The organism is Herbaspirillum sp. (genome assembly GCF_035644555.1).
Taxonomy (GTDB): Bacteria; Pseudomonadota; Gammaproteobacteria; order Burkholderiales; family Burkholderiaceae_D; genus Herbaspirillum.
On sequence record NZ_DASQOH010000003.1, the window covers coordinates 70,021 to 92,785 of the forward strand.

17 protein-coding genes are annotated in these 22,765 nt (G+C 64.5%); 9 read left to right on the forward strand and 8 right to left on the reverse strand.

The features are described from left to right. The first annotated feature begins 86 nt into the window (after positions 1-86). The 3 genes from VE092_RS00610 to VE092_RS00620 all read left to right on the forward strand — a co-directional run bounded on the left by VE092_RS00610 (position 87) and on the right by VE092_RS00620 (position 5,250). Positions 87-2,636, forward strand: a complete 2,550-nt coding sequence (locus tag VE092_RS00610; RefSeq protein WP_324872779.1) for a PepSY domain-containing protein — start codon at positions 87-89, stop codon at positions 2,634-2,636. Positions 2,637-2,881: 245 nt separating this feature from the next. Next, positions 2,882-4,300 (forward strand): cardiolipin synthase, encoded by a 1,419-nt coding sequence (cls, locus tag VE092_RS00615; protein ID WP_324872781.1) that lies wholly within the window; start codon positions 2,882-2,884, stop codon positions 4,298-4,300. 56 nt (positions 4,301-4,356) lie between these two features. Further along, the gene (locus VE092_RS00620) at positions 4,357-5,250 is read left to right on the forward strand and encodes a hypothetical protein (RefSeq protein ID WP_324872783.1); all 894 of its coding nucleotides are present in this window, start codon (positions 4,357-4,359) and stop codon (positions 5,248-5,250) included. A 137-nt stretch (positions 5,251-5,387) separates the two neighbouring features. On the opposite strand, the gene VE092_RS00625 is transcribed toward VE092_RS00620, so the two are convergent. Beyond that, complete coding sequence (locus VE092_RS00625) at positions 5,388-5,702, reverse strand: c-type cytochrome (protein ID WP_324872784.1); 315 nt, start codon at positions 5,700-5,702, stop codon at positions 5,388-5,390. A 233-nt stretch (positions 5,703-5,935) separates the two neighbouring features. Here VE092_RS00625 and VE092_RS00630 point away from each other — a divergent pair, with 233 nt between their 5' ends. Next, entirely contained in the window at positions 5,936-6,838 is a 903-nt protein-coding gene (locus tag VE092_RS00630; protein ID WP_324872786.1) for a LysR family transcriptional regulator, read from the forward strand. Positions 6,839-6,946: 108 nt separating this feature from the next. Further along, positions 6,947-7,783: a prolipoprotein diacylglyceryl transferase gene (gene lgt, locus VE092_RS00635; protein WP_324872788.1), complete on the forward strand. Its 837-nt coding sequence runs from the start codon at positions 6,947-6,949 to the stop codon at positions 7,781-7,783. 77 nt (positions 7,784-7,860) lie between these two features. Here the strand turns inward: lgt and VE092_RS00640 are convergent, their stop codons facing one another. Together VE092_RS00640 and edd are read right to left on the reverse strand one after the other, a co-directional pair. Further along, positions 7,861-8,490 carry a bifunctional 4-hydroxy-2-oxoglutarate aldolase/2-dehydro-3-deoxy-phosphogluconate aldolase gene (locus VE092_RS00640; RefSeq protein WP_324872790.1) on the reverse strand — a complete coding sequence of 210 codons (630 nt, stop codon included), beginning with the start codon at positions 8,488-8,490 and terminating at the stop codon, positions 7,861-7,863. Next, positions 8,487-10,358 carry a phosphogluconate dehydratase gene (gene edd, locus VE092_RS00645; RefSeq protein WP_324872792.1) on the reverse strand — a complete coding sequence of 624 codons (1,872 nt, stop codon included), beginning with the start codon at positions 10,356-10,358 and terminating at the stop codon, positions 8,487-8,489. Before edd ends, VE092_RS00640 begins: the two co-directional genes overlap by 4 nt. A gap of 385 nt (positions 10,359-10,743) precedes the next feature. On the opposite strand from edd, the gene pgi reads away from it, so the two are divergent. The 4 genes from pgi to tal all read left to right on the forward strand — a co-directional run bounded on the left by pgi (position 10,744) and on the right by tal (position 15,891). Continuing rightward, positions 10,744-12,417 carry a glucose-6-phosphate isomerase gene (gene pgi / locus VE092_RS00650; protein WP_324872794.1) on the forward strand — a complete coding sequence of 558 codons (1,674 nt, stop codon included), beginning with the start codon at positions 10,744-10,746 and terminating at the stop codon, positions 12,415-12,417. A 50-nt stretch (positions 12,418-12,467) separates the two neighbouring features. Further along, positions 12,468-13,934, forward strand: a complete 1,467-nt coding sequence (zwf, locus tag VE092_RS00655) for a glucose-6-phosphate dehydrogenase (protein WP_324872796.1) — start codon at positions 12,468-12,470, stop codon at positions 13,932-13,934. 38 nt (positions 13,935-13,972) lie between these two features. Next, positions 13,973-14,827, forward strand: a complete 855-nt coding sequence (locus VE092_RS00660) for an SIS domain-containing protein (RefSeq protein ID WP_034310514.1) — start codon at positions 13,973-13,975, stop codon at positions 14,825-14,827. 128 nt (positions 14,828-14,955) lie between these two features. After that, positions 14,956-15,891, forward strand: a complete 936-nt coding sequence (tal, locus tag VE092_RS00665) for a transaldolase (RefSeq protein ID WP_006463829.1) — start codon at positions 14,956-14,958, stop codon at positions 15,889-15,891. A gap of 116 nt (positions 15,892-16,007) precedes the next feature. On the opposite strand, the gene VE092_RS00670 is transcribed toward tal, so the two are convergent. The 5 genes from VE092_RS00670 to VE092_RS00690 all read right to left on the reverse strand — a co-directional run bounded on the left by VE092_RS00670 (position 16,008) and on the right by VE092_RS00690 (position 22,686). Further along, entirely contained in the window at positions 16,008-17,567 is a 1,560-nt protein-coding gene (locus VE092_RS00670; protein ID WP_324872799.1) for a methyl-accepting chemotaxis protein, read from the reverse strand. A 197-nt stretch (positions 17,568-17,764) separates the two neighbouring features. Further along, entirely contained in the window at positions 17,765-18,802 is a 1,038-nt protein-coding gene (locus VE092_RS00675; RefSeq protein WP_182994022.1) for an L-idonate 5-dehydrogenase, read from the reverse strand. Positions 18,803-18,829: 27 nt separating this feature from the next. Continuing rightward, entirely contained in the window at positions 18,830-19,624 is a 795-nt protein-coding gene (locus tag VE092_RS00680; RefSeq protein ID WP_324872802.1) for an SDR family NAD(P)-dependent oxidoreductase, read from the reverse strand. A gap of 71 nt (positions 19,625-19,695) precedes the next feature. Further along, positions 19,696-21,249, reverse strand: a complete 1,554-nt coding sequence (gntK, locus tag VE092_RS00685; protein WP_324872804.1) for a gluconokinase — start codon at positions 21,247-21,249, stop codon at positions 19,696-19,698. 84 nt (positions 21,250-21,333) lie between these two features. Then, complete coding sequence (locus VE092_RS00690; protein WP_006463834.1) at positions 21,334-22,686, reverse strand: GntP family permease; 1,353 nt, start codon at positions 22,684-22,686, stop codon at positions 21,334-21,336. Positions 22,687-22,765 lie beyond the last annotated feature (79 nt).

Genomic DNA, 22,765 nt, shown 5'->3' on the forward strand with positions numbered 1-22,765 from the left:
CGGTCATTGACGCGCCGGCCGTTTCACTGGCCTGGCAGACAAGATCAACAAGGCGCTCCCCGCGCCTGTCGCCGCCCTACTGATACATGTTCAAGAAGATCTGGTTCCAGCTCCACTGGTTCATCGGCATCACCGCCGGCACCCTGTTGATGACCATTGGCGTGACCGGTGCACTGCTGGCTTTCCGCGAAGAAATCATGGAGGCCTTGAGCCCCGGCGTGATGCATGTGCAAGTGCGCCAGCAGGCCACGCTGACACCGCAGCAGATGCTGGAGCGGCTGCGCGATGCCGAACCGCAGCGCCGGGTCAGCACGCTGACCCTGTCGGCCGAACCGGGCGCTTCAGTGCGCGTGGTCTTTGCGCCGCCGCCGGGCGAACGACGCGGGCAGGCGCGCTATGCCGATCCCTATACCGGAGCACTGCTGCCACCGGTGACGGGCGCGGAGTTCTTCGAATTCACCGAGCGCTTCCACCGCTGGCTGCTGCTGCCCACCGAGATCGGCAAGATCGTCCTGGGGACGCTGGCACTGTCGCTGCTGACCCTGGCACTGTCCGGGCTGTACCTGCGCTGGCCGCGCCGGCCCTTGTCGCTGCGGGCCTGGCTGCGGCTGGATTTCCAGCTGCAGGGACGCTCCTTCCTGTGGAACCTGCACGCGGTCATCGGTACCTGGTCGCTGGTGATGTACGTGATCTTCGCCACCACCGGCGCCTACTGGGCGCTGGACTGGTTCAAGGACGGCGTCAACACGCTGGCCGGCGAGAGCCGCCGTGCGCCCATGCAGCGTGGAGAAGGCAAGAAGAAGGAAGCCGCTGCAGCCCCCGTGCCATTGGACCTGACCCTGACCTGGAACAGCTTCCTGGCCAAGGCCCCCGATTACCAGAATGCCCAGTTGCGCCTGCCCGAGCAGGGTACGCAGCCGGTGCAGATCTTCTTCCTCAGTCACGATGCGCCGCATGAACGTGCGCGCAGCCGCATGGTGGTGGCACCGCAGACCGGCGAAGTACGGCAACTGGAACGCTACGAAGACAAGAGCCGCGGCGGGCGCTTCATCGCCGCCATCTATCCGCTGCACATGGGGACCTACTTCGGCCTGCCGGGTCGCATCATCATGGCCATTGCCAGCCTGATGATGCCGCTGTTCGGCATTTCCGGCTGGATACTCTACCTGGATCGTCGTCGCAAGAAGGCCGCGCTGCGTGCCGAGCGGGCCAGCCTCGACAGTGGCAAGGCGGCCAACATCACCAGCGGCGAACCGGTGCTGGTGGCCCATGCCTCGCAGACCGGCCAGGCCGAGCGCATCGCCCTGCATACCGCTGCCGGACTGCGCAAGAGCGGCGTGCCGGTGACCCTGCTGCCACTGGCGCAGGTCACCCCGGAAATCCTGCGTCACCATCGTCGCCTCCTCGTCATCGCCAGCACCTTTGGCGAAGGCGATGCGCCCGACAGCGCACGCGGCGTCGAAAAGCGCCTGCGCCAGGCCGCCGGGCAATCGCTGTCGCATGTGCAGTACGCGGTCCTGGCCCTGGGAGACCGCCATTACACCCAGTTCTGCGGCTTCGGTCACACGCTTGATCACGGCCTGCGTCAGTGCGGTGCCAAGCCGATGTTCCCGCTGGTGGAAGTGGATCGCATGGATGGCGAGGCGCTACGCAAATGGGAGAGCGAACTGGCCGCGCATGGTCTGCAAGCCGCAGTCAGCGATATCCTGCCGACCACCGCTCCGGCCTGGCAGGCCTGGACGCTCACGCGCCGCGTGCTGATGAATCCGGGCAGCCAGGGCGCGCCCCTGTATCACCTGGAACTGCAGCCGCAGGAAGGCGCCCTGCCCGCCTGGCAAGCCGGCGCGCTGGTGGAAATCCTGCCGCGTCATGCGCCCGACCGCATCGCCCTGCTCTTGCAACGCCTGCAACTGGACGGCGCCACCCCGGTGCGTCACCAGGGTCAATCCTGCACGCTGGCGCTAGCGCTGTCGTGCAGCCTGCTGCCGCAGCATGCCGTGGCCGAGGCCCAGGGCTTGGTCGATACGCTGCAGCCCCTGACGCCCCGCTCCTATTCGGCGGCCTCGGTGACCGCGGATGGCGCCCTGCACCTGCTGGTGCGCCAGGTGCAGCATGAGGACGGCCTGGGCCTGGCTTCCGGCTGGCTGACCGAATTCGCGCCGCTACAGTCGGCATTGCAGCTGCGCCTGGTGCACAACGCCGGCTTCGCGCCGGCGTCGCCGCAGGCGCCGGCGATCTTCATCGGCAACGGCTCCGGCATGGCCGGTCTGCGCGGCCACCTGCTCGCGCGCATCCACGCCGGGCAGACACGCAACTGGCTGCTATTTGGCGAACGCAACGAGGCGCACGATTTCCTCTACCGCGAACAACTGCAGCAGTGGCTGGCACAAGGTCAGCTCACGCGCCTGGACCTGGCCTTCTCGCGTGACCAGCCGGAGCGCATCTATGTCCAGGACCGCCTGCGCGAGGCGGCTGCCGAACTGCACCACTGGCTGGATCAGGGTGCGGTGCTGTACGTCTGCGGTAGCCTGGAAGGCATGGCTGCCGGGGTCGATGCGGTGCTCACCGCCGTCCTCGGCGAGGCCGGCCTGCAGGACCTGATCGAACAGAACCGCTACCGCCGCGACGTCTATTGATCCCCTTCAGGATGGGCCGACCGGCCCATCCTTGCCCCCCCTGCGCAGATGCAATGCAACGGCGTGGGTCATCCCCAGCCTACCCTGTAGGCAGCCCCCGCTTTCCGCTGTAGGACAGTTCCGATTCGCGCTTCCCGCTGCGCCATCGCGCTGTTGTCGGGCATATACTCGACCGCACAGCGTTGCCCTCCCCGGCATCCGAGACAGCCTCATGGTCGATGGCAGCGCCCAACCGGGAACCTTCCATGACCAACAACAAGACAAATTCGAAGCGCTGGCCCACTGCCTGGCTCTTGCTGCTGATGTTCTCCCTGATGCTGGCCGCCTGCAGCTCGCTGCCCACCATCGTGCCCGACATGGACAGCCAGTCGGCCAGCACCATCCAGATGAAAGGTGGGCGCGGCGTCCTCAGCGAGGCCCAGGCCAAGGCAGTGCTGGACAGGCTGCGCGCACAGAACGCCGACAATACCCTGCTGGACCGCCACGTCGCCATCGAAGGCGCCATCACCGGCTCGCCCCTGGTGACCGGCAACAAGGTCACGCTGCTCATCGATGGCCCGGCCACCTATGCCTCCATGCAGCAGGCCATCCAGGCGGCGCGCTATCACATCAACATGGAAACCTACATCATGGAAGACGATGAGGTCGGCCGCCAGTTTGCCGACCTGCTCATCGCCATGCAGAAGAAAGGGGTGCAGGTCAACCTGATGTACGACAGCGTGGGCGCCATCAATACGCCACGCGCCTTCTTCCAGCCGATGATCGACGCCGGTATCCACGTCCTGGAATACAACCCCATCAATCCCACCCAGGTGCGCAAGGACTGGGAAGTCAACCAGCGCGACCACCGCAAGCTGCTGGTAGTCGATGGCAAGACCGCCTTCGTGGGCGGCATCAACATCAGCAGCGTCTATTCCAGCGGATCCTTCAGTACCCGCAAGAAGAAGCCGCGCGTCAACAAGGACGGCGAACAGATTCCCTGGCGCGATACGCAGGTACGCATCGATGGCCCGGTGGCACTCGAATTCCAGAAGCTCTTCGTCGATACCTGGCACAAGCAGCGTGGCCCCGATCTGGGCGAACACCGTTACTTCCCGCCGGTGGCGCCGGCCGGCAACGAAATCGTGCGCGCCATCGGCAGTTCGCCCGACGATCCCTACAGCGTCATCTATGCCACCTTCATCTCCGCCATCCAGCATGCCGAAAGCTCGATCTACCTGACCAATGCCTACTTCGTCCCCGATCCGCAACTGCGCGACTCGCTCAAGGATGCCGCCCGGCGCGGCGTGGACGTACGCCTGATCCTGCCCTCGCACAGCGACTCCTCGCTAGTTCTGTATGCCTCCCGCTCCTTCTATGCCGAACTGCTGGAAGCCGGCGTACGCATCTTCGAACGCCAGGACGCCCTGCTGCATTCCAAGACCGCCATCATCGACGGTGTCTGGTCGACCATCGGCTCGACCAATCTGGACTGGCGCAGCTTCGTCTACAACCAGGAAATCAATGCGGTGATCCTGAGCCCGCAGTTCGGCGTCCAGATGAAGAGCATGTTCGACCGCGATCTCGGCGCCTCCAAGGAAATTACCAAGGAACAATGGGCAGAGCGGCCGATCAGTGAAAGAATGAAGGAATTCGGTGCCAGCGTCTGGTCCCGCCTGCTGTAGCCAGCATCGAATACTGAAACCACTGCACCATTGAAGAGGAGTCCGGTTTGCGATCCATGTTGTCCCGTCTGACCCTGCATCTGATCTTCCCGGCCACGCTGGCCCTGGCCGCCTGTGGCTGGGCGCACGCCCAGACCCAGACGGGCGCGGCCGCCATGAAAAGCCGTTACACGGAGCTGCAGGGCGAGCTCAACAACAATGCCTACCACCGTCCGCTCTATCTCAATTCGCGCGAGGACGGCGGCAACGTCAAGGGCGATATCTACGCGGTGCTGGACTATCCCTTCACCCAGGTGCGCGAGGCCTTGGGTAGCCCAGACCGCTGGTGTGACATCCTGATCCTGCACCTGAACACCAAGTATTGCCGGCTCCTCCACGATGGTGCCAAAACCACCCTGCGCCTGCAGGTCGGCAAGAAGACCGAGGAATCTCTCGACAGCACCTACCGGGTCGACCTGCGCTATCGCGGTGGCGCCAGCGGCGCTGATTATTTCTCGTCCTCGATGCTGGCCGAGAAGGGACCGCTGGATACCTCCGACTATCGCATCGAGATCGAATCTATCCCCCTGGATGAAAAGCGCTCCTTCCTCCACTTCAGCTATGCCTATTCGTATGGCATGGCCAGCAAGCTGGCCTTGCGCGCCTACCTGATGACGGCCGGGCGTGACAAGGTCGGCTTCAGCGTAGTCAAGCGCGATTCACAGGGACAACCGCAATACATCGAAGGCACCCGTGCCACCGTGGAGCGCAACACCATGCGCTACTACCTGGCCATCGACGCCTACCTTTCCGGACTGGCAGCGCCCGCCGAGCAACGACTGGAAAAGCGCCTGACCAACTGGTATGACGCGACCGAACAATATCCGCGCCAACTGCATGAAGTCAGCCGGGACGAATACCTCGGCATGAAGCGCAATGAAGTGGCGCGGCAGCAGAAAGCGGGCAGCTAGGCAGGCAAGCACCCATGCGGGAACGACTCCGTCTCCTGCCATAGCGCAGTGAAGTCCCGACGGTATCGATAGAACCGCAATACCATGAAATAAAAAAGGAGACCGCGGTCTCCTTTTTTCATTGCATGCAAGCAGATTTACTTCAGGCTCAACACCCACTTCACCAGCTCACGCGCCTCGGCTTCGCTCACCTGGCCCTTGTTGGCCGGCATCGCCACCGCACCCCAGTTGCCGCTACCACCGTTGAGGACCTTCTGGGTCAGCTTGGCTTCGGCATCCTTCTGGCCGGCGTATTTCTTGGCCACGTCCTTGAAGGCGGGACCGACGATCTTGGCATCCACCGAGTGGCAGGCCATGCAATTCTTGGACTTGGCCAGTTGCGCATTGGCCAGCGCTTCGGCCGAAATGGCCGATCCGGCCACCAGGGTGGCAATCAACAACAGGTATTTCATGGGAGCTCCTCAGCAAGCGGTGAACGACGGTGACGCCTGCTGCGGCACTCTCCAGGCGCTTCGCAGGCGGGGCTATTCTAACCGGCTTCGGCACGCAGCCTCTATCTGCCCTGGCGTATATCTGTCATAGATCAAATTCCATGACGGAAATATCGGCCTGTATCGCTGGCTTGCCGCTCCCCATGGCCAGGGATATCATGAACGCCCGACTCATTCGGAACCGATATCAGTCCATGTCCGACCATCCCCGCCTGGAACTGCGCCAGCTGCGCTACTTCGCCGCCGTGGCCGAGGAAAAGCATTTCGGGCGCGCCGCCGCCCGTCTGCACATGACCCAGCCGCCCTTGTCGCAAACCATCGCGGCGCTGGAAGAGCAACTGGGTACGCCGCTGTTCCAACGCACCAAGCGCAGCGTGGCGCTGACGCCGGCGGGGGAAGCCCTGCTGCCGGAAGTCCAGCGCATCCTGCAGCAGGCGGCCGCTTTGCCGGACCTGGCGCGACGCGCCGCCAGCGGGGCCTCCGGGCTGCTGTCGCTGTCCTTCATTTCCAGCGCCGACTACAGCATCCTGCCACCGCTGCTGCAGCGTTTTCGCGCCCGCTATCCGCAGGTGCAGATCGAACTGCGCGAAGCCACCACCGACATCCAGCTGGAAGACCTGATGCAGGGCAAGATCGACGCCGGCCTGCTGCTGCCGCCGCTGCCGGAGAAAGCCGCGGCGCTGCTGGATGTGCGGCCTGTGCTGTCCGAACCGCTGATCGCGGCGATCCCCGAGGGCGCCGTCAGGAAGCGCGGCCCGGTGTCGCTGAAGAGCTTGCGCGAGCTGCCGCTGATCATCTTTCCGCGCCGCATCTCTCCGGCCTTCCATGACACCATCCTGTCGTGCTTTCGCGATGCCGGGGTGACCCCGCACATCGGCCAGGAAGCCATCCAGATGCAGACCATTGTCGGCCTGGTCTCGGCTGGCATGGGAATGGCGCTTGTGCCACAATCCGTGTCGAACCTGAAACGCCCGGGTGTCGACTACCGCCGGCTCTCCGATCCGGCGCCGGAGATCCAGACCGGTCTGGCCTGGCGCCGCGACAATCCATCCAGCGTCCTGCGGGCCCTGGTGGAATTGCTGGACGCGCCAACCTGATCGCATTGAAGCGCGCCATTTCCCGTCCGACGGGAAGAGCATCAGCGAACTTGCATCGTCCGTCGCGCTCCAATTGCGGTTCCGCCCAACAACAGAAAGATCAAACTCATGCTCGTCCACCCCATGCCCGACCCGATTGCCATCCACATCGGGCCGCTGGCCGTCCACTGGTATGGCCTGATGTACCTGCTGGCCTTCGCCCAATTCATCGCGCTGGGACGCCTGCGCATCAAACAGCCGCACATCGCCGCCGTCGGCTGGAAAAAGGAAGACCTGGACGACATGCTCTTCTACGGCGTGCTCGGGGTGGTACTCGGCGGGCGACTGGGTGAAATCCTCTTCTACAACCCAGCCTACTATTTTGCGAATCCGGCCGACATGATTGCGGTCTGGAAGGGCGGCATGTCCTTCCACGGCGGCTTCCTGGGGGTGATGCTGGCCATGTACCTGTGGGGGCGCAAGCGTGGTCGCAACCTGATGGACATCATGGATTTCATCGCTCCCATGGTGCCGCTGGGCTATGCCGCCGGCCGACTGGGCAATTTCATCAACGCCGAACTGCCGGGCCGCCCGGCCGACCCCTCGCTGCCCTGGGCCATGATCTGGCCCAATGTGGACAACATCCCGCGCCACCCCTCGCCGATCTACCAGATGCTGGTCGATGGCATCCTGCTGTTCATCATCCTGTGGATCTTTGCGCGCCATTCCCGCCCGCGCATGGCGGTGGCCGGCATGTTCTCGCTGCTGTACGGTTGCGCGCGCTTCTTCACGGAATATTTCCGCGTGCCGGATTACGAAGTCCACTTCGGCAGCATCACCATCTCGGCCGGACAGATGCTGTCGGTGCCGATGATCGTGCTGGGCATCATCCTGCTGGTGCTGGCCTACAGGCTCAAGCAGCAGGCACAGGCGCCTTCTGAACCCGTACTGGTCGGCAAGAAGTAATCTTCTCCGGCTCACGAAAAAGGGCGGTACCGATTCGACCTCGGTACCGCCCTTCGTTTTGCCAGCCTGTGGAAAAGTCAGACCTTCTTCAACGCGCTGGCCGCCTTGGCGATTTCGGTGATCTTGTCCCAGTCACCCGCTTCGATGGCGGCCTTGGGGGTCAGCCAGGAGCCGCCCACGCAGACCACGTTCTTGCAGGCCAGGAACTGCGGTGCAGTCTCTTGCGTGATGCCGCCGGTGGGGCAGAAGGAGACATCCGACAAGGGACCGGCGATGCCGTTGAGCATGCCGATGCCGCCCGCCGGCACGGCCGGGAACAGCTTCAGCTGACGGAAGCCCGCCTCGCGCGCGGCCATCACTTCGGACGGGGTCATCACGCCCGGCAGCAGCGGCAGGCCACTGCGCTTGGCGGCTTCGATCAGCGCCGGGGTCAGCCCGGGCGAGACGCCGAAGACGGCGCCTGCATCACGCGAGGCGGCGAATTCTTCCGGCGCAGTCAAGGTGCCGACGCCGACGATGGCCTCCGGCACCGACTCGGCGATGGCGCGGATGGCCGGCAGGCCGTGTTCGGTACGCAGCGTGATTTCCAGCACGCGGATGCCGCCTGCCACCAAAGCGCGTGCCAGCGGCACGGCGTGTTCGAACTTGTCGATGGCGATCACCGGGATGACCGGCGAGGCGCGCATGATTTCCAGTGTGGTCTTCATACCGTGGCTTTCTCTTTCTCAAAAATCGGCGGCAGGCCGAAGGTGGCACCGCCCTCTTCTGCGGTTCCCACCGCGTTGCGGAACAGGCTGAACAATTCGCGGCCCATGCCGTGCTGGTTGCCGGAGAGGTCGCTGGTGTCGAGGCTGCGTGCTTCCCACTCGGCGGCATCGACCTTGGCTTCCAGGGTGCCGGCCTCGGCATCCAGGCGGATGATGTCGCCGTCGCGCACCCGGCCCAGCGGACCACCGCCCAGCACCTCGGGCGTGACATGGATCGCGGCCGGTACTTTACCCGATGCGCCGGACATGCGGCCATCGGTGACCAGGGCGACGTGGCGGCCCTTGTCCTGCAGGATGCCCAGCGCCGGGGTCAGCGCGTGCAGTTCGGGCATGCCGTTGGCGCGCGGTCCCTGGAATGTGATCACGGCCACGAAGTCACGGTCCAGCTGGCCGGCCTTGAAGGAGGCCATGAAGGCTTCCTGCGAATGGAACACGACGGCCGGGGCTTCCACCATGCGATGCTCGGGCTTGACGGCGGAAATCTTGATGACGGCGCGACCCAGGTTGCCCTGCAGCAGCTTGAGGCCGCCATCCGGAGCGAAGGGCTGGGCAACGGTACCGAGCACGCCAGCGTCACCGCTCTGGGCCGGGGCATCGTGCCAGGTGACGATGCCGGGGCGACCGTTCTCGCCCTCGGCGGCCAGCATCGGCTCCTTGCAGTGCTGGCGCAAGCCCTGGCCGAGGATGGTGGTGACGTCATCATGCATGAGGCCGGCATCAATCAGTTCGCGCAGCACGAAGCCGGTACCGCCGGCAGCATGGAAGTGGTTTACGTCGGCGGTGCCGTTGGGGTAGATCTTGGTGATCAGAGGGACCACGGCCGAGAGCTTGTCGAAGTCGTCCCAGTCGATCACGATGCCGGCCGCCTTGGCGATGGCCACCAGGTGCAGCGTGTGATTGGTGGAGCCGCCGGTGGCGTGCAGTGCGACGATGGCGTTGACGATGGCCTTCTCGTCGATCATGCGTCCCACCGGGGTGTATTGGGTGCCGAGGTCGGTAATCTTCGCGGCCTGCTTGGCGGCCGCGGCGGTCAGCGCGTCGCGCAGCGGGGTGTTGGGAGTGATGAAGGCGGCGCCCGGCAGGTGCAGGCCCATCGCTTCCATCAGCATCTGGTTGCTGTTGGCGGTGCCGTAGAAGGTGCAGGTACCGGCGCCGTGGTAGGACTTGGACTCCGCTTCCAGCAGTTCGGCGCGGCCGATCTTGCCGGCCGTGTAGAGCTGGCGGATCTTGACCTTGTCGCTGTTGCTCATGCCGCTGGTCATGGGACCGGCCGGTACGAACACGGCCGGCAGGTGACCGAAGTGTAGCGCGCCGATCAGCAGGCCCGGCACGATCTTGTCGCACACGCCCAGATACAGCGCGGCGTCGAACATGTTGTGGGACAGCGCGATGGCGGTGGCCATGGCGATGGTGTCGCGCGAGAACAGCGACATCTCCATGCCGGTCTGGCCTTGCGTGACGCCGTCACACATGGCAGGGGTGCCGCCGGCGAACTGCGCCACAGCGCCGGCTTCACGGGCGGCGTCCTTGATGATCTGGGGGAAACGCTCGAAGGGCTGGTGCGCCGAGAGCATGTCGTTGTAGGCCGAGACAATCGCCAGTGAGGGAGCCTTGTCCTCCTTCAGCTTCAGCTTGTCATTGGCAGGGAAGGCGGCGAAGCCGTGGGCCAGGTTGGTGCAGGCCAGTGCGCCGCGCTGCGCGCCCTTGCGGCGGGCCGCTTCCAGGCGTTCGAGATAAGCGGTCCGGTAAGGACGGCTACGTTCGGCGATGCGTTGGGTGACGCTGGCTAAGGTAGCGTTGAGAGGCATTGTCGGTTTCCTGTTAGCGTTAACACTGTAATTTTACTACATAAATTTGCGCGAATGAAATCATACACTTAGAGCACTGCAGCATGGACAAACCGGGCATCTTTTCATTGGGGAACATCAATCCGCTTCAAAAGCCTTATCAGTCTTCGCTTCCCGGTTGCCGACATGGATGCCGACAGGCAATGTAACCGGGCCGTCATAAACTGTAGTGAAACTACCACTTCGGCGACATTTGATGTATAGTCATCCGCATTGTCCCAAGAACATGAACACGGCCTGCCCGGCTCTTTTCCTGCAATGCGCATGACGACATGGCGCATGGATCGCAGGGATGGATGCCGCAGCCAGACATGACAGGCCACGACAGCCAACCCATCTCCGACTCATGCATACACCCGCCCTGACCGACACGGCCGCCTTCAAGGCATTGCAAGAACACCACGCCACGGCTGTCCAGTGGCACATGCGCGATCTGTTCGCCCGCCAGCCCGACCGTTTCGAGCGCATGCATGTGCGCGCCGCCGGGCTCCTGCTGGACTACTCCAAGAACCGCATCGATACCGACACCCTCGCGCTGCTGATGAGCCTGGCCCGCGAGCGCGGCGTGGAAGCGCTGCGCGATGCCATGTTCAATGGCGAGAAGATCAACTTTACCGAACATCGCGCCGTCCTGCACACCGCACTGCGCGCACCGGAAGATGCGACCACGGCCATAGTGGACGGACAACCGGTGGCGCCGGAGGTTCATGCGGTCCTCAAGCACATCCGCACCTTCAGTGAGCAGGTACGCAGTGGCACCTGGCGCGGCTATACCGGGCGCGAGATCACCGACATCGTCAATATCGGCATCGGCGGCTCCTTCCTGGGCCCGCAGATGGTGTGTACCGCCCTGCGCGCCTACGCGCACGCACGCCTGCGCACCCACTTCGTGTCCAATGTCGATGGCCACGACCTGGAAGAGGTGCTCTCCCGCGTCGATCCTGAGACCACGCTCTTCATCGTCGCCTCCAAGACCTTCACCACCCAGGAAACCATGCTCAACGCCCGTTCGGCGCGCGCCTGGTTCTTGCAGCACGGCAAGTCCGACGACCTGGCCCGGCACTTCGTGGCCGTCTCCACCAATGCGGCCGAGGTGGCCGCCTTCGGCATCGATACCGAGAACATGTTCCCCTTCTGGGACTGGGTGGGTGGCCGTTATTCGGTCTGGTCGGCCATCGGCCTGCCGGTGGCGCTGCTGGTTGGCTACGACAACTTCGCCGCCTTCCTGGCGGGCGCCCACGAGATGGACCGCCATTTCCGCGAGGCCCCGCTGGAATCGAACATGCCGGTGATCCAGGCGCTGGTGGGCATCTGGAACCGCAACTTCCTCGGCAGCGCCTCGCTGAGCATCGCTCCCTATCACCAATGGTTGCGCTTCTTCCCGTCCTACCTGCAGCAACTGGACATGGAGAGCAACGGCAAGCGCATCACCCGTGACGGCACGCCGGTCACGACCCTGACCTGTCCGGCCATCTGGGGCGACGTCGGCACCAACGGCCAGCACGCCTATTTCCAGCTGCTGCACCAGGGTACCGACATCACGCCCATCGATTTCATCGCCGTCCTCAAACCCTCGCACGGCATTACCGGGCACCAGGAAGCACTGCTGGCCAACTGCTTCGCGCAGTCCGAAGCCTTCATGCGCGGCAAGGACGCCGACGAGGTGCGCGCCGATCTGCAGGCACAAGGTCTGCCCGAAGCGGAACTCGCGGCGCTGATCCCGCACAAAACCTTCGAGGGCAACCGCCCCAGCAATACCCTGCTGCTGCCGGAACTGAGCCCGCATGCCCTGGGTGCGATGATTGCGCTGTACGAGCACAAGACCTTCGTGCAGGGCGCGATCTGGGGCATCAACAGCTTCGACCAGTGGGGCGTGGAACTGGGCAAGGTGCTGGCCAAGACCATCCTGGGCGAGCTGCAGGCCGAGGACGCTTTGCAGGCCGCGCGCCACGACGCCTCCACCAGCGCCCTGATCGCACTGGCCCGCCAAGCTGTCCAGGCTCGCCGGCAGGGCCACTAAACACGTAGCGCTCCATCCGCTACTTCACGTACAAAGAGACGACACACACCATGGCTACTTCTGATTTCGATCTGGTTCTATTCGGCGGCACCGGCGACCTCTCGATGCGCAAGCTGCTGCCCGCACTGTATGCCCGCGACCGCGCCCGCGACCTGCCGGCCGATGCGCGCATCATCTGCCTGGGCCGTGACGACAAGTCGCGCGAAGACTTCCTCAAGCTGGTCGAGAAGGATTCCAAGCCCCACGTTCCGGCTTCCAACATGGACGCCTCGGTCTGGGAACGCTTCACCGGCCGGCTGCAGTACGCCTCGGTCAATGCCAAGGAAGCCGACAGCTTCAGCCACCTGAAGGAAGCCCTGCGCGACATCGCCGGCCTGGCGCGAGTGTTCTACCTGGCGACGCCGCCCAGCCTGTTCGCCTCGATCTGCGAAAACCTGTCCAAGGCCGGCCTGGTGACGCCGACCTCCCGCGTGGTGCTGGAAAAGCCGCTGGGCCGCGACCTCGCCAGTGCGCGCGACATCAACGCCCAGGTCGGCCGCTTCTTCCAGGAATCGCAGATCTTCCGTATCGACCACTACCTCGGCAAGGAAGCGGTGCAGAACCTGCTGGCGCTGCGCTTCGGCAACGTACTGTTCGAACCCCTGTGGCGGCGCGAATGGATTTCCGACGTGCAGATCACCATCGCCGAAGAACTCGGCGTGGGCGGCCGCTTCGACTACTACGACACCTCCGGCGCCCTGCGCGACATGCTGCAGAACCACCTGCTGCAACTGCTCTGTATCGTCGCCATGGAACCGCCGGTGTCTAACTCGGCCGACGCCGTGCGCGACGAAAAGCTCAAGGTGCTGCGCTCGCTCAAGCGCTTTACCCCCACCACGCTGGCCATGAACGTGGTGCGCGGCCAGTACCGCGCCGGCCATGTCGATGGCGTGGCCGTGCCGGGCTACCGCAAGGAAGCTGATGCCAACCCCGACTCGCGCACCGAGACCTATGTCGCAGTCAAGGCCGAGATCGACACCTGGCGCTGGGCCGGCGTGCCGTTCTACCTGCGTACCGGCAAGCGCATGGCCGACTCCCTGGCCGAGATCGTGGTGCGTTTCAAGAGCGTGCCGCATTCCATCTTCGCGCACCAGAACGACACCCCGAACTGCCTGGTGATCCGCCTGCAGCCTGACGAAGGCCTGCACATGAACCTGATGGCCAAGCAGCCTGGCGATGGCATGCGCCTGCGTCCGGTGGAGCTGGAGCTGGACTTCCGCGAGAAGTTCAAGACCCCGCGCATGGACGCCTACGAACGCCTGCTGCTGGACGTGCTGCGCGGTCATCTGACACTGTTCATGCGCAGCGACGAACTGGAGGCCGCCTGGGAATGGGTGGAGCCCATCATCGATTACTGGGACCAGCAGGAGGCCGACCCGGTCCCCTACAACGCCGGCACCTGGGGACCTGCTGCGGCAAGCGCCCTGATCGGTCGCGACGGACTGCAGTGGCGCGAAGAAGCCCTGCCCGAGGTCTGACCAGCGCCCGCTAGCGTCACCAGGTCACCGTCATGTCCATGCTGCTCGACTCCATCCGCACCCACATCAACTCCCTCTCCAAGTCGGAGAAGAAGGTGGCCGCGACCATCCTGGCCAACCCGCAACTGGCCCTGGCCGAGAACCTGACGGCGCTGGCCAAGAATGCGGAAGTGTCGGAACCGACCGTGATCCGTTTCTGCCGCGCCATCGGTTACGAAGGCTGGCATGACTTCAAGCTCAAGCTGGCCCAGAGCCTGGCGCTGGCCCTGCCGGGCGCGGATGAAACGCTGGCCCAGGACGACCTGGCCGCCGATCTGGTCAACAAGATCTGCAGCCGTTCCATCAATACCCTGCTGGACCTGCGCAACCATCTCAACCCGGATGCCATCCAGCTGGCGCTGGACGTGCTGGCACGGGCCAACAAGATCGAGTTCTACGGCCAGGGGACCTCCGGTATCGTGGCCAACGACGCGCAGCACAAGTTCTTCCGCTCGGGCGTGCCCACGGTGGCCTATTCCGACCCGCACATCCACAGCATCGCCGCCTCGCTGCTCAAGGCCGGCGACTGCGTGGTGGCGATCTCGCAGCGTGGCGGCAATGCCGCCCTGCTGCGCTCGATCCAGCTGGCGCGCAAGGGCGGTGCCGACATCATCGTGCTCGGCCCCTCCGGCACGCCACTGGCCGAACTGGCCACGGTACTGGTGCCGATCGACCTGTCCTTCAACATCGACCCCTATACCCCGATCTCGGCGCGACTGGCGCACCTGGTGGTGATCGACATCCTGGCGGTCGGACTGGCGCTGCGACGCGGCCCGGAATTCCGCAAGAAGATGCAGAACGCGCAGAAGTCGCTGCAGAAATTCGACATGCAATTCGACTCCTTCTTCCGCTGAGCGTACGAATGCGCTGAAGGCCGCGGCAGATCAAGGATCAATGATTTAGCGACATTCACCGACAGACAGGAAACGGCCATTGCGTACAATGCCTATCCTTATTCTTCACCCTAGCAACAGGACTTTCCATGAGCCAGCTTGAACAGTTGAAGCAGTACACCACCATCGTGGCCGATACCGGCGACTTCCAGGCCATGAAGGCCTTCGCGCCGCAGGATGCCACCACCAACCCCTCGCTGATCCTCAAGGCAGTGCAAAAGGCCGAGTACAAGCCGCTGCTGGAGTCGGTGGTCAAGGCCCATGCCGGCAAGAGCACCGATGCCATCATCGACCGCCTGCTCATCGCCTTCGGTCTGGAGATCCTCAAGCTGATCCCGGGCCGCGTCTCCACCGAGACCGACGCGCGCCTGTCCTTCGACACCGAAGGCACCGTGGCCAAGGGCCGCGAGCTGATCCGCCTGTACGAAGAAGCCGGCATCGCCCGCGAGCGCGTACTCATCAAGATCGCCTCCACCTGGGAAGGCATCCGCGCCGCCGAGATCCTGGAAAAGGACGGCATCCGCTGCAACCTGACGCTGCTGTTCTCGCTACCGCAGGCCATCGCCTGCGCGGAAGCCCGCGTGCAGCTGATCTCCCCCTTCGTCGGCCGCATCTACGACTGGTACAAGAAGTCCACCGGCCAGGAATACACCGGCAGCGACGATCCCGGCGTGCAATCGGTCAAGGCGGTCTACAACTACTACCGCAAGTTCGGCTACGCCACCGAGGTGATGGGCGCGAGCTTCCGCAATACCTCGCAGATCGTCGAACTGGCCGGCTGCGACCTGCTCACCATCAGCCCGGACCTGCTGCAGAAGCTGGCCGACAGCGATGCCCCGGTGGAGCGCAAGCTGAGCAAGGAGGCCGCCGACGCGGCCGACATCGAGCGTATCTCCCTGGATGAAAAAGCCTTCCGCCTGGCCCTCAACGCCGACGCCATGGCCACCGAAAAGCTGGCCGAAGGCATCCGCCAGTTCGCCGCCGACGCCGTCAAGCTGGAGCAGATCGTGGACGCCTTGCGCTGATCCTCGCCCCGCCAAGAAGCAAAAGGCCGCATCGTGCAGACGATGCGGCCTTTGTCATTGTCACTGCCCATCACGGCTGGTGACAGCTGATGATGGCCGAGGCCGACAGGCAGCCCTCACCTGGCTGCCGACACCGGCAGGACCCGTGCGTCGCCCGACCGGCAACGGAAAAAACTCATCGTGGTCTGCAGCACGATGGCACGCCGGTTCAGTTCTTCCGAGGTCACCGCCAGTTCTTCGGAACTCAGCGAGTTCTGCTGGATGACCTGCGCCAGCTGGCTGGCGGCGGCACTGATCTGGCTGACTGCCGCCGATTGCTTTTCCGAGGCCTGGACAATTTCCTGCACCAGCTCCGAGGTGCGGGCGATGTCGGGCACCATGTGCTGCAACTGCCGCTCGGCGGTACAAGCCAGGCTGACGTTGGCCCGGGCGACCTCGTCGATTTCCTGTGCGGCGGACTGGCTACGCTCGGCCAGGCGCCTGACTTCGGCCGCCACCACCGCGAAGCCGGTACCGTGCTCGCCGGCGTGCGCGGCCTCGATGGTGGCGTTGAGGGCCAGCAGGTTGGTCTGGTAGGCGATGTCATCGATCACCGCAATCTTGCCGGCGATCTGCTGGATGGCCTCCACCATCTGCTTGAGCGTGTCGGCGCACTGGAGCGCCTGACCGGCGGCAGCGGCGGCGATCTGTCCGGTCTGGCGGGCATTCTCGGAAGTGCTGAGAATGGAGCCATGGATCTGTTCCAGCGCCATGCTGGCCTGCTCCACGCCGGTGGCCTGCTCGGTCGAGGCGCGCGACAGCGACTGGGCGGTGGCGCTGACTTCCTCGGCGGTGCTGACCATGGCCTCGGCACTGCCGCTCACTTCGGCCACCACCTGGCACAGCCGCTCGATCATGGTCTTGATGGAATTCATCATGCTGTGGCGGTGACGAGGCTTGAGTGCGATCTGCTGCGCCAGGTCGCCGTCGGAGAGGCGCTGCATCACCGTCACTACCTCTCCCGGCTCGCCCCCGAGCTGGCGCGTGATGGTGCGGGTGACCATCCAGCCGGCGCCCAGCATGATCAGCAGGATCCCGGCGGCCATCTGCAGTACGGCCTGCAGCGCATGGTCGATGATCTCGCGCGCCGACAGCGCGCTCGCCTCGCCCAGGGCGATGTTGTAGGAGCGATGACGGGCGAAGGCGGCCTGCACAGCCTCGATGGCGCCGCGAAACTCCAGTCCCACCAGAACCTTGCCCTGCTCGTCCGCGCCCTGCTCGGCCAGCGCCAGCAGACGCTGCGCCACGGCCTCGAAAGTGGCGAGCCGCTGGCGGTCATCTTCCAGCATGACCTGGTCGGCTTCATCGGTGAGATAGGCCTCGCGATAGAGATTCATCTGCTTGTCCAGGCGCTGGCGATAGACTTCCATCTCCTGGCGCAGGCGACGCCGATCGTCGGCGTCCTGGTTGGCGAGGTAGTGGTAGACCCGGCCCTGGATGGCGTTGAAGGCGCCCTGGGCATCATCCAGCGCCGTCACGCTGGGTACCGTGTTGACCTGCGCGTAGTTGGCGGCGCGGTAGACGTTCTCGATCTGGCGCAGGCTCACCGCGGCGGTGGCGGCCAGGCCCAGCATGGCCAGCACGATCAACAGGATCAGGCGCTGTCCCACCGTCAGCGCATAAGGTCTGGCCATCATGTCCTCCCCCCAGAGGTTGTCCTGCTTGTTTACGCGGGACGGACATGTCTCTGCCCCACCCCTGGGAGCAAAACTTATAGCGCGCACACGATATTGTCAATCTGGCACAGTTGAGCGGACCAGACTGCAAGGCGGTACAGGCTTCAACGACGAGGGCGATGTCCGTAGTACAGGCCGGCGGGACATCGCCGGGCAGATCAGTCGAAGCTGATCTGCACCTTCATCATCTTCGAACGATCACCGGCGATCTCGAAGGCCTCCACCGCCTGGGCGATGGGATAGGTGGCCGAGATCAACGGCTTGACGTCCACCAGGCGGCGGTTCATCAGCTCGACGGCCATGGCGAACTCTTCATGGAAGCGGAAGGCACCGCGCCAGTCCAGCTCCTTGCCCACCAGCAGGTTGGCCGGGAACTGGATGTCCCCGCCCAGGCCCACCTGCACGATCACGGCTTGCGGACGCAGCGCCTCCAGCGCACCCACCAGCGCGCGCTCGTTGCCACTGGCTTCGAAGAGCACGTCGAAGGTCCCCTTGTCGGCGGCGTAGGCCTTCAGCGCCTCCGGTGTCTCGGCCATGTTGATGGCACGATCGGCACCCACCTTCAGTGCGGCTTCCAGCGGCATCTTCGCCACATCGGTGACCACCACTTCCAGCGCGCCGGCGCGACGGGCGGCAATCACCACCAGGGCACCGATGGGGCCGCAGCCCGTCACCAGCACGCGCTTGCCCACCAGCGGACCGGCGCGACGCACGGCATGCAATGCCACCGACAGTGGTTCGGCCATGGCGGCCTCGCCATCGCTGACGTGGTCGGCCACGACATGGGCCTGTGAACGCTCGATGACGATTTCCTGGCGGAAGGCGCCCTGTACGTGCGGGGTGCGCATTGCACTGCCGTAGAAACGCATGTCCAGGCAATGGTTCTGCTTGCCTTCCTGGCAGTATTTGCACAGCCCGCAGGGGCGGCTGGGCGAGATGGCGATGCGGGTACCGGGCGCGATGTCGGTGACGGCGCTGCCGACTTCGGCGATCTGGCCCGACACTTCGTGGCCCAGCACCATCGGTTCCTTGATGCGCACCACGCCGAAACCGCCGTGGTGGTAGTAGTGCAGGTCGGAACCGCAGATACCGCCGGCCTTGACCTTGACCTTCAGTTGTTGCGGCTGCAGTTCGCCGCTGTCGAGTTGCTGGATGCGCAGGTCGTGCGGCGCATGGATGACGAGGCCTTGTTGCATGATCTTCTCCTGGATGGCATCAATAGGTTACAGGGTCGCGGTGACACCGCCATCCACGTAGAGGATGTGGCCGTTCACGAAACGCGAGGCATCGCTGGCCAGGAACACGGCCGCGCCTACCAGGTCTTCGACATCGCCCCAGCGCCGCGAGGGCGTGCGGCCGACCAGCCAGTCGGTGAACTTGGCATCGTTGACCAGGGCCATGTTCATCTCGGTCTTGAAATAACCCGGGCCCAGGCCATTGACCTGGATGCCGTACTTGCCCCAGTCGATCGCCATGCCCTTGGTGAACATCTTCACCGCGCCTTTGGTGGCGGTATAGGGGGCGATGCCGGGACGACCCAGTTCGCTCTGCACCGAGCAGATGTTGATGATCTTGCCGGCGTCACGCGGGATCATGTGGCGCGCCACTGCCTGGGCTGCGTAGAAGACGCTGTTGAGGTTGGTGTTGATGAGGTCGTGCCAGTCCGATTCCTTGAACTCCTCCAGCGGATTGCGACGCTGGATGCCGGCGTTGTTGACCAGGATGTCGATGGCACCGATCTCGCTCTCGATCTTCTGCACGGCAGCCTTGACCTCGTCGGAGGAGGTAGCGTCGAAGCTGGACTCATGGATGACGTGGCCTTCGGCACGCAATTGCGCCGCCACGCCGGCCAGCTTGGTGGCATCGCGTCCATTGAGCACGATGGCCGCGCCCGCTTGCGCCATGCCGCGCGCCAGTGCCAGGCCGATTCCGCCGGAGGAACCGGTGATCAGGGCCAGCCGGCCTTCCAGGGAAAAACCCTGCAGGCCTGCCGGCAGGGAGGTGGTCTTGGTGGTCATGTAGTCTCTTTCTTCTTGTTGGGGAGGTGGCAGATCGAAACTGCTCAGGCCGGCCTGCGCCGGAGCAGCGTTCAGTGCGCCTTTCCGGTCTCGCGCTGGAAGGCGGCGATGGCGTGGTACTCCGCTTCCAGCTTGGCCGGAATGGCCGCAAAGATGGGTTGCAGGCGGCTATAGACCGCCACCGCGTCGGCATGCGGCGCGTGATGGTTGGTGGACCCGACCATGCCGGAAATCACCGACAGCGACGGCACCAGCCCCAAGGCCCAGGCGCCCAGCACGGCCGCGCCCAGGCAGGACGATTCCACGCTCTCCGGCACCACCACCTCGCGATTGAAGATGTCGGCCATCATCTGGCGCCATAGGGCCGAGCGGGCAAAGCCGCCGGTGGCCATCATGCGCTTGGTGGGGCCGACCAGTTCTTCCAGGGCCGGCAGGATGCTGTAGAGATTGAAGATCACCCCTTCCAGCGCGGCGCGGATCATGTGGTGCTTGCCATGGTGCAGGGCCAGGCCGAAGAAGGAGCCGCGCAGGTCGGCATTCCACAGCGGTGCACGCTCGCCGGCCATGAAGGGATGGAACAGCAGCCCTTCGGCGCCCGGGCGCACCTTCTCGGCGATGCGGGTCAGGGCTTCATAGGGATCGACGCCTTCATCCCGGGCCGCAGCTGCCTCGGCGGTGGCCAGTTCATCGCGCACCCAGCGGAAGATGTTGCCGCCGTTGTTGACCGGGCCGCCGACCACCCAGTGCTTCTCGGTCAGTGCATAGCAGAACAAGCGGCCATGTGGGTCGGTCAGGGGCTCATCGATCACCGTGCGCATCGCACCGGAAGTGCCGATGGTCACCGCTACATGGCCGATCTCGATGGCGTTCACGCCAAGGTTGGAGAGCACGCCGTCGTTGGCGCCGATGATGAAGGGGGTGTCCACCGACAGCCCCAGGCGTTGCGCCATCTCGGGCGACAGCGGCGGCAGGCGGTGGGTGGTCGGCACCGGCGTGGGCAGTTGTTCCGGCTTGACGCCCAGCAGTTCCAGCGCACCGCGATCCCAGGCCAGCTCGCGCAGATTGAACATGCCGGTGGCCGAGGCGATGGAGTGGTCCACCACCCACTGGCCGAACAGCTGGTACAGCAGATATTCCTTGATGCCGACAAAGCGCGCCGCCTTGCTGAAGACTTCCGGCTTTTCATGGCGCATCCACATCAGCTTGCACAGCGGCGACATCGGGTGGATGGGCGTGCCGGTGCGGCGGTAGATGGCGTTGCCGTCGTGTTCGTGCTTGATGCGCTCGGCCCAGACCGAGGCGCGGATGTCACCCCAGGTGATGCTGTTGGATAGCAGGCGGTCCTCGGCATCCAGCGCAATGACGCTGTGCATGGCCGCGCTGAAGGACAGCAGGGCGATCTCCTGCGGCGCTGCAGCAGCGACCTTCACGGCGCCGGCAATCGAGGCCAGCGCGGCCTCGACGATCTGTTGCGGGTCCTGCTCCGCCATGCCCGGCTCGGTACAGATCACCGGGTATTCCTGCGCATGCTGTGCGACCACCTTGCCATCGAGCGTGAAGACGACGGATTTGGTGCTGGTGGTGCCGATATCGACACCGAGCATGTAGCGGGCGGAGGTGGACATGGAAATTCCTTATCTGACAGATGGCAAGACGCCCGGACCAGCCGGGCGTTGCATCATGGGTATTGAATGACGATCAAACGACGATCAAACGACGAGATTGAGCAACATGATGAAGATGATAGCAACAACCGAGATCAGTGTTTCCATCACCGTCCAGGTCTTGAAGGTTTCACCCACGCTCATGTTGAAGTATTCCTTGACCAGCCAGAACCCGGCATCGTTGACGTGCGACAGGATCAGCGAACCGGCGCCGGTGGCCAGTACCAGCAGTTCCTTGTTGGTACCGGGGATCAGCGCCACCAGCGGAGCCACGATGCCGGCGCCGGTGATGGTGGCCACCGTGGCCGAACCGGTTGCCACGCGGATCACGCCGGCCACGAACCAGGCCAGCAGCAGCGGCGAAATCTGTGCATGCACGGCCAGCTGGCCGATGGCAGTCCCCACGCCGGAATTGACCAGCATCTGCTTGAAGCCGCCACCGGCACCGATGATCAGCACGATGGCCGCGGTCGGTGCCAGGCTCTGGTCGACGAACTTCAGCACCTGCTGGCGGGTGAAGCCACGGGCCAGGCCGAAGGTCCAGATCGCCAGCAGCAGCGCCGCCAGCAGGGCCACGATGGGGTTGCCGATGAAATCCATCAGGTCGCGCACGGCGTGGCCTTCAGGCAGGGTGACGTCGACGAAGGTCTTCAGCAGCATCAGGAACACCGGCGAAAGCACCGTCACCAGGGTGGTGGTGAAGCCCGGCAGGTTGCTGGTCTGCGGTTCGCGCGCCAGTTGTGCCATCAGTTCTTCCGAAGGCTTGATGTCGACGTAGCGCGAGATGAAGGAACCGAACATGGGGCCGGCGATGATGACGGTCGGCAGGCCCACCAGCAGACCGTAGAAGATGGTCTTGCCGATGTCGGCGCCGAAGATGCCGATGGCCAGCAGCGGGCCCGGATGCGGCGGCACCAGCCCGTGCATCACCGACAGGCTGGCCAGCATGGGCATGCCGATCTTGAACAGCGGCACGCCCGAGCGGCGCGCCACGATGAACACCAGCGGGATCAGCAGCACGAAGCCGATCTCGAAGAACAGCGGAATGCCGACCAGGAAGGCGCCCATCATCATGGCCCAGTGCACGCGCTCGCGGCCGAAGGCGCGCACCAGCGTCTGGGAAATCTGGTCAGCACCGCCAGACTCGGCCATCAGCTTGCCCAGCATGGTACCCAGGCCCAGCACGATGCCGACGAAACCCAGCACGCCGCCGAAGCCGTCCTGGAAGGACTTGACGATCTTGGGCAGCGGCATGCCCGAGATCAGGCCGAGGAAGCCCGAAGTGATGGTCAGGGCGATGAAGGGGTGGATGCGCAGGCGCGTGATCATGAGGATCAGCGCGAGGATCGCAATGACTGCATTGAACAGCAAGGTGGCGTCGTGGCTCATGCCCAGCATGGGATCTCCGATTGCCGATAGCCGATGGCGCACGATCCCCGGTTCACCGCAGCGGCGCGGCCCCGCGCTTGGCGGTAGG

Bases quoted from the DNA above. Each gene is read 5' to 3' on its own strand.
- VE092_RS00610 (WP_324872779.1), top strand. From the start codon at position 87: ATGTTCAAGAAGATCTGGTTCCAGCTCCACTGGTTCATCGGCATCACC.
- cls (WP_324872781.1), top strand. From the start codon at position 2,882: ATGACCAACAACAAGACAAATTCGAAGCGCTGGCCCACTGCCTGGCTC.
- VE092_RS00620 (WP_324872783.1), top strand. From the start codon at position 4,357: ATGTTGTCCCGTCTGACCCTGCATCTGATCTTCCCGGCCACGCTGGCC.
- VE092_RS00625 (WP_324872784.1), bottom strand. From the start codon at position 5,702: ATGAAATACCTGTTGTTGATTGCCACCCTGGTGGCCGGATCGGCCATT.
- VE092_RS00630 (WP_324872786.1), top strand. From the start codon at position 5,936: ATGTCCGACCATCCCCGCCTGGAACTGCGCCAGCTGCGCTACTTCGCC.
- lgt (WP_324872788.1), top strand. From the start codon at position 6,947: ATGCTCGTCCACCCCATGCCCGACCCGATTGCCATCCACATCGGGCCG.
- VE092_RS00640 (WP_324872790.1), bottom strand. From the start codon at position 8,490: ATGAAGACCACACTGGAAATCATGCGCGCCTCGCCGGTCATCCCGGTG.
- edd (WP_324872792.1), bottom strand. From the start codon at position 10,358: ATGCCTCTCAACGCTACCTTAGCCAGCGTCACCCAACGCATCGCCGAA.
- pgi (WP_324872794.1), top strand. From the start codon at position 10,744: ATGCATACACCCGCCCTGACCGACACGGCCGCCTTCAAGGCATTGCAA.
- zwf (WP_324872796.1), top strand. From the start codon at position 12,468: ATGGCTACTTCTGATTTCGATCTGGTTCTATTCGGCGGCACCGGCGAC.
- VE092_RS00660 (WP_034310514.1), top strand. From the start codon at position 13,973: ATGCTGCTCGACTCCATCCGCACCCACATCAACTCCCTCTCCAAGTCG.
- tal (WP_006463829.1), top strand. From the start codon at position 14,956: ATGAGCCAGCTTGAACAGTTGAAGCAGTACACCACCATCGTGGCCGAT.
- VE092_RS00670 (WP_324872799.1), bottom strand. From the start codon at position 17,567: ATGATGGCCAGACCTTATGCGCTGACGGTGGGACAGCGCCTGATCCTG.
- VE092_RS00675 (WP_182994022.1), bottom strand. From the start codon at position 18,802: ATGCAACAAGGCCTCGTCATCCATGCGCCGCACGACCTGCGCATCCAG.
- VE092_RS00680 (WP_324872802.1), bottom strand. From the start codon at position 19,624: ATGACCACCAAGACCACCTCCCTGCCGGCAGGCCTGCAGGGTTTTTCC.
- gntK (WP_324872804.1), bottom strand. From the start codon at position 21,249: ATGTCCACCTCCGCCCGCTACATGCTCGGTGTCGATATCGGCACCACC.
- VE092_RS00690 (WP_006463834.1), bottom strand. From the start codon at position 22,686: ATGCTGGGCATGAGCCACGACGCCACCTTGCTGTTCAATGCAGTCATT.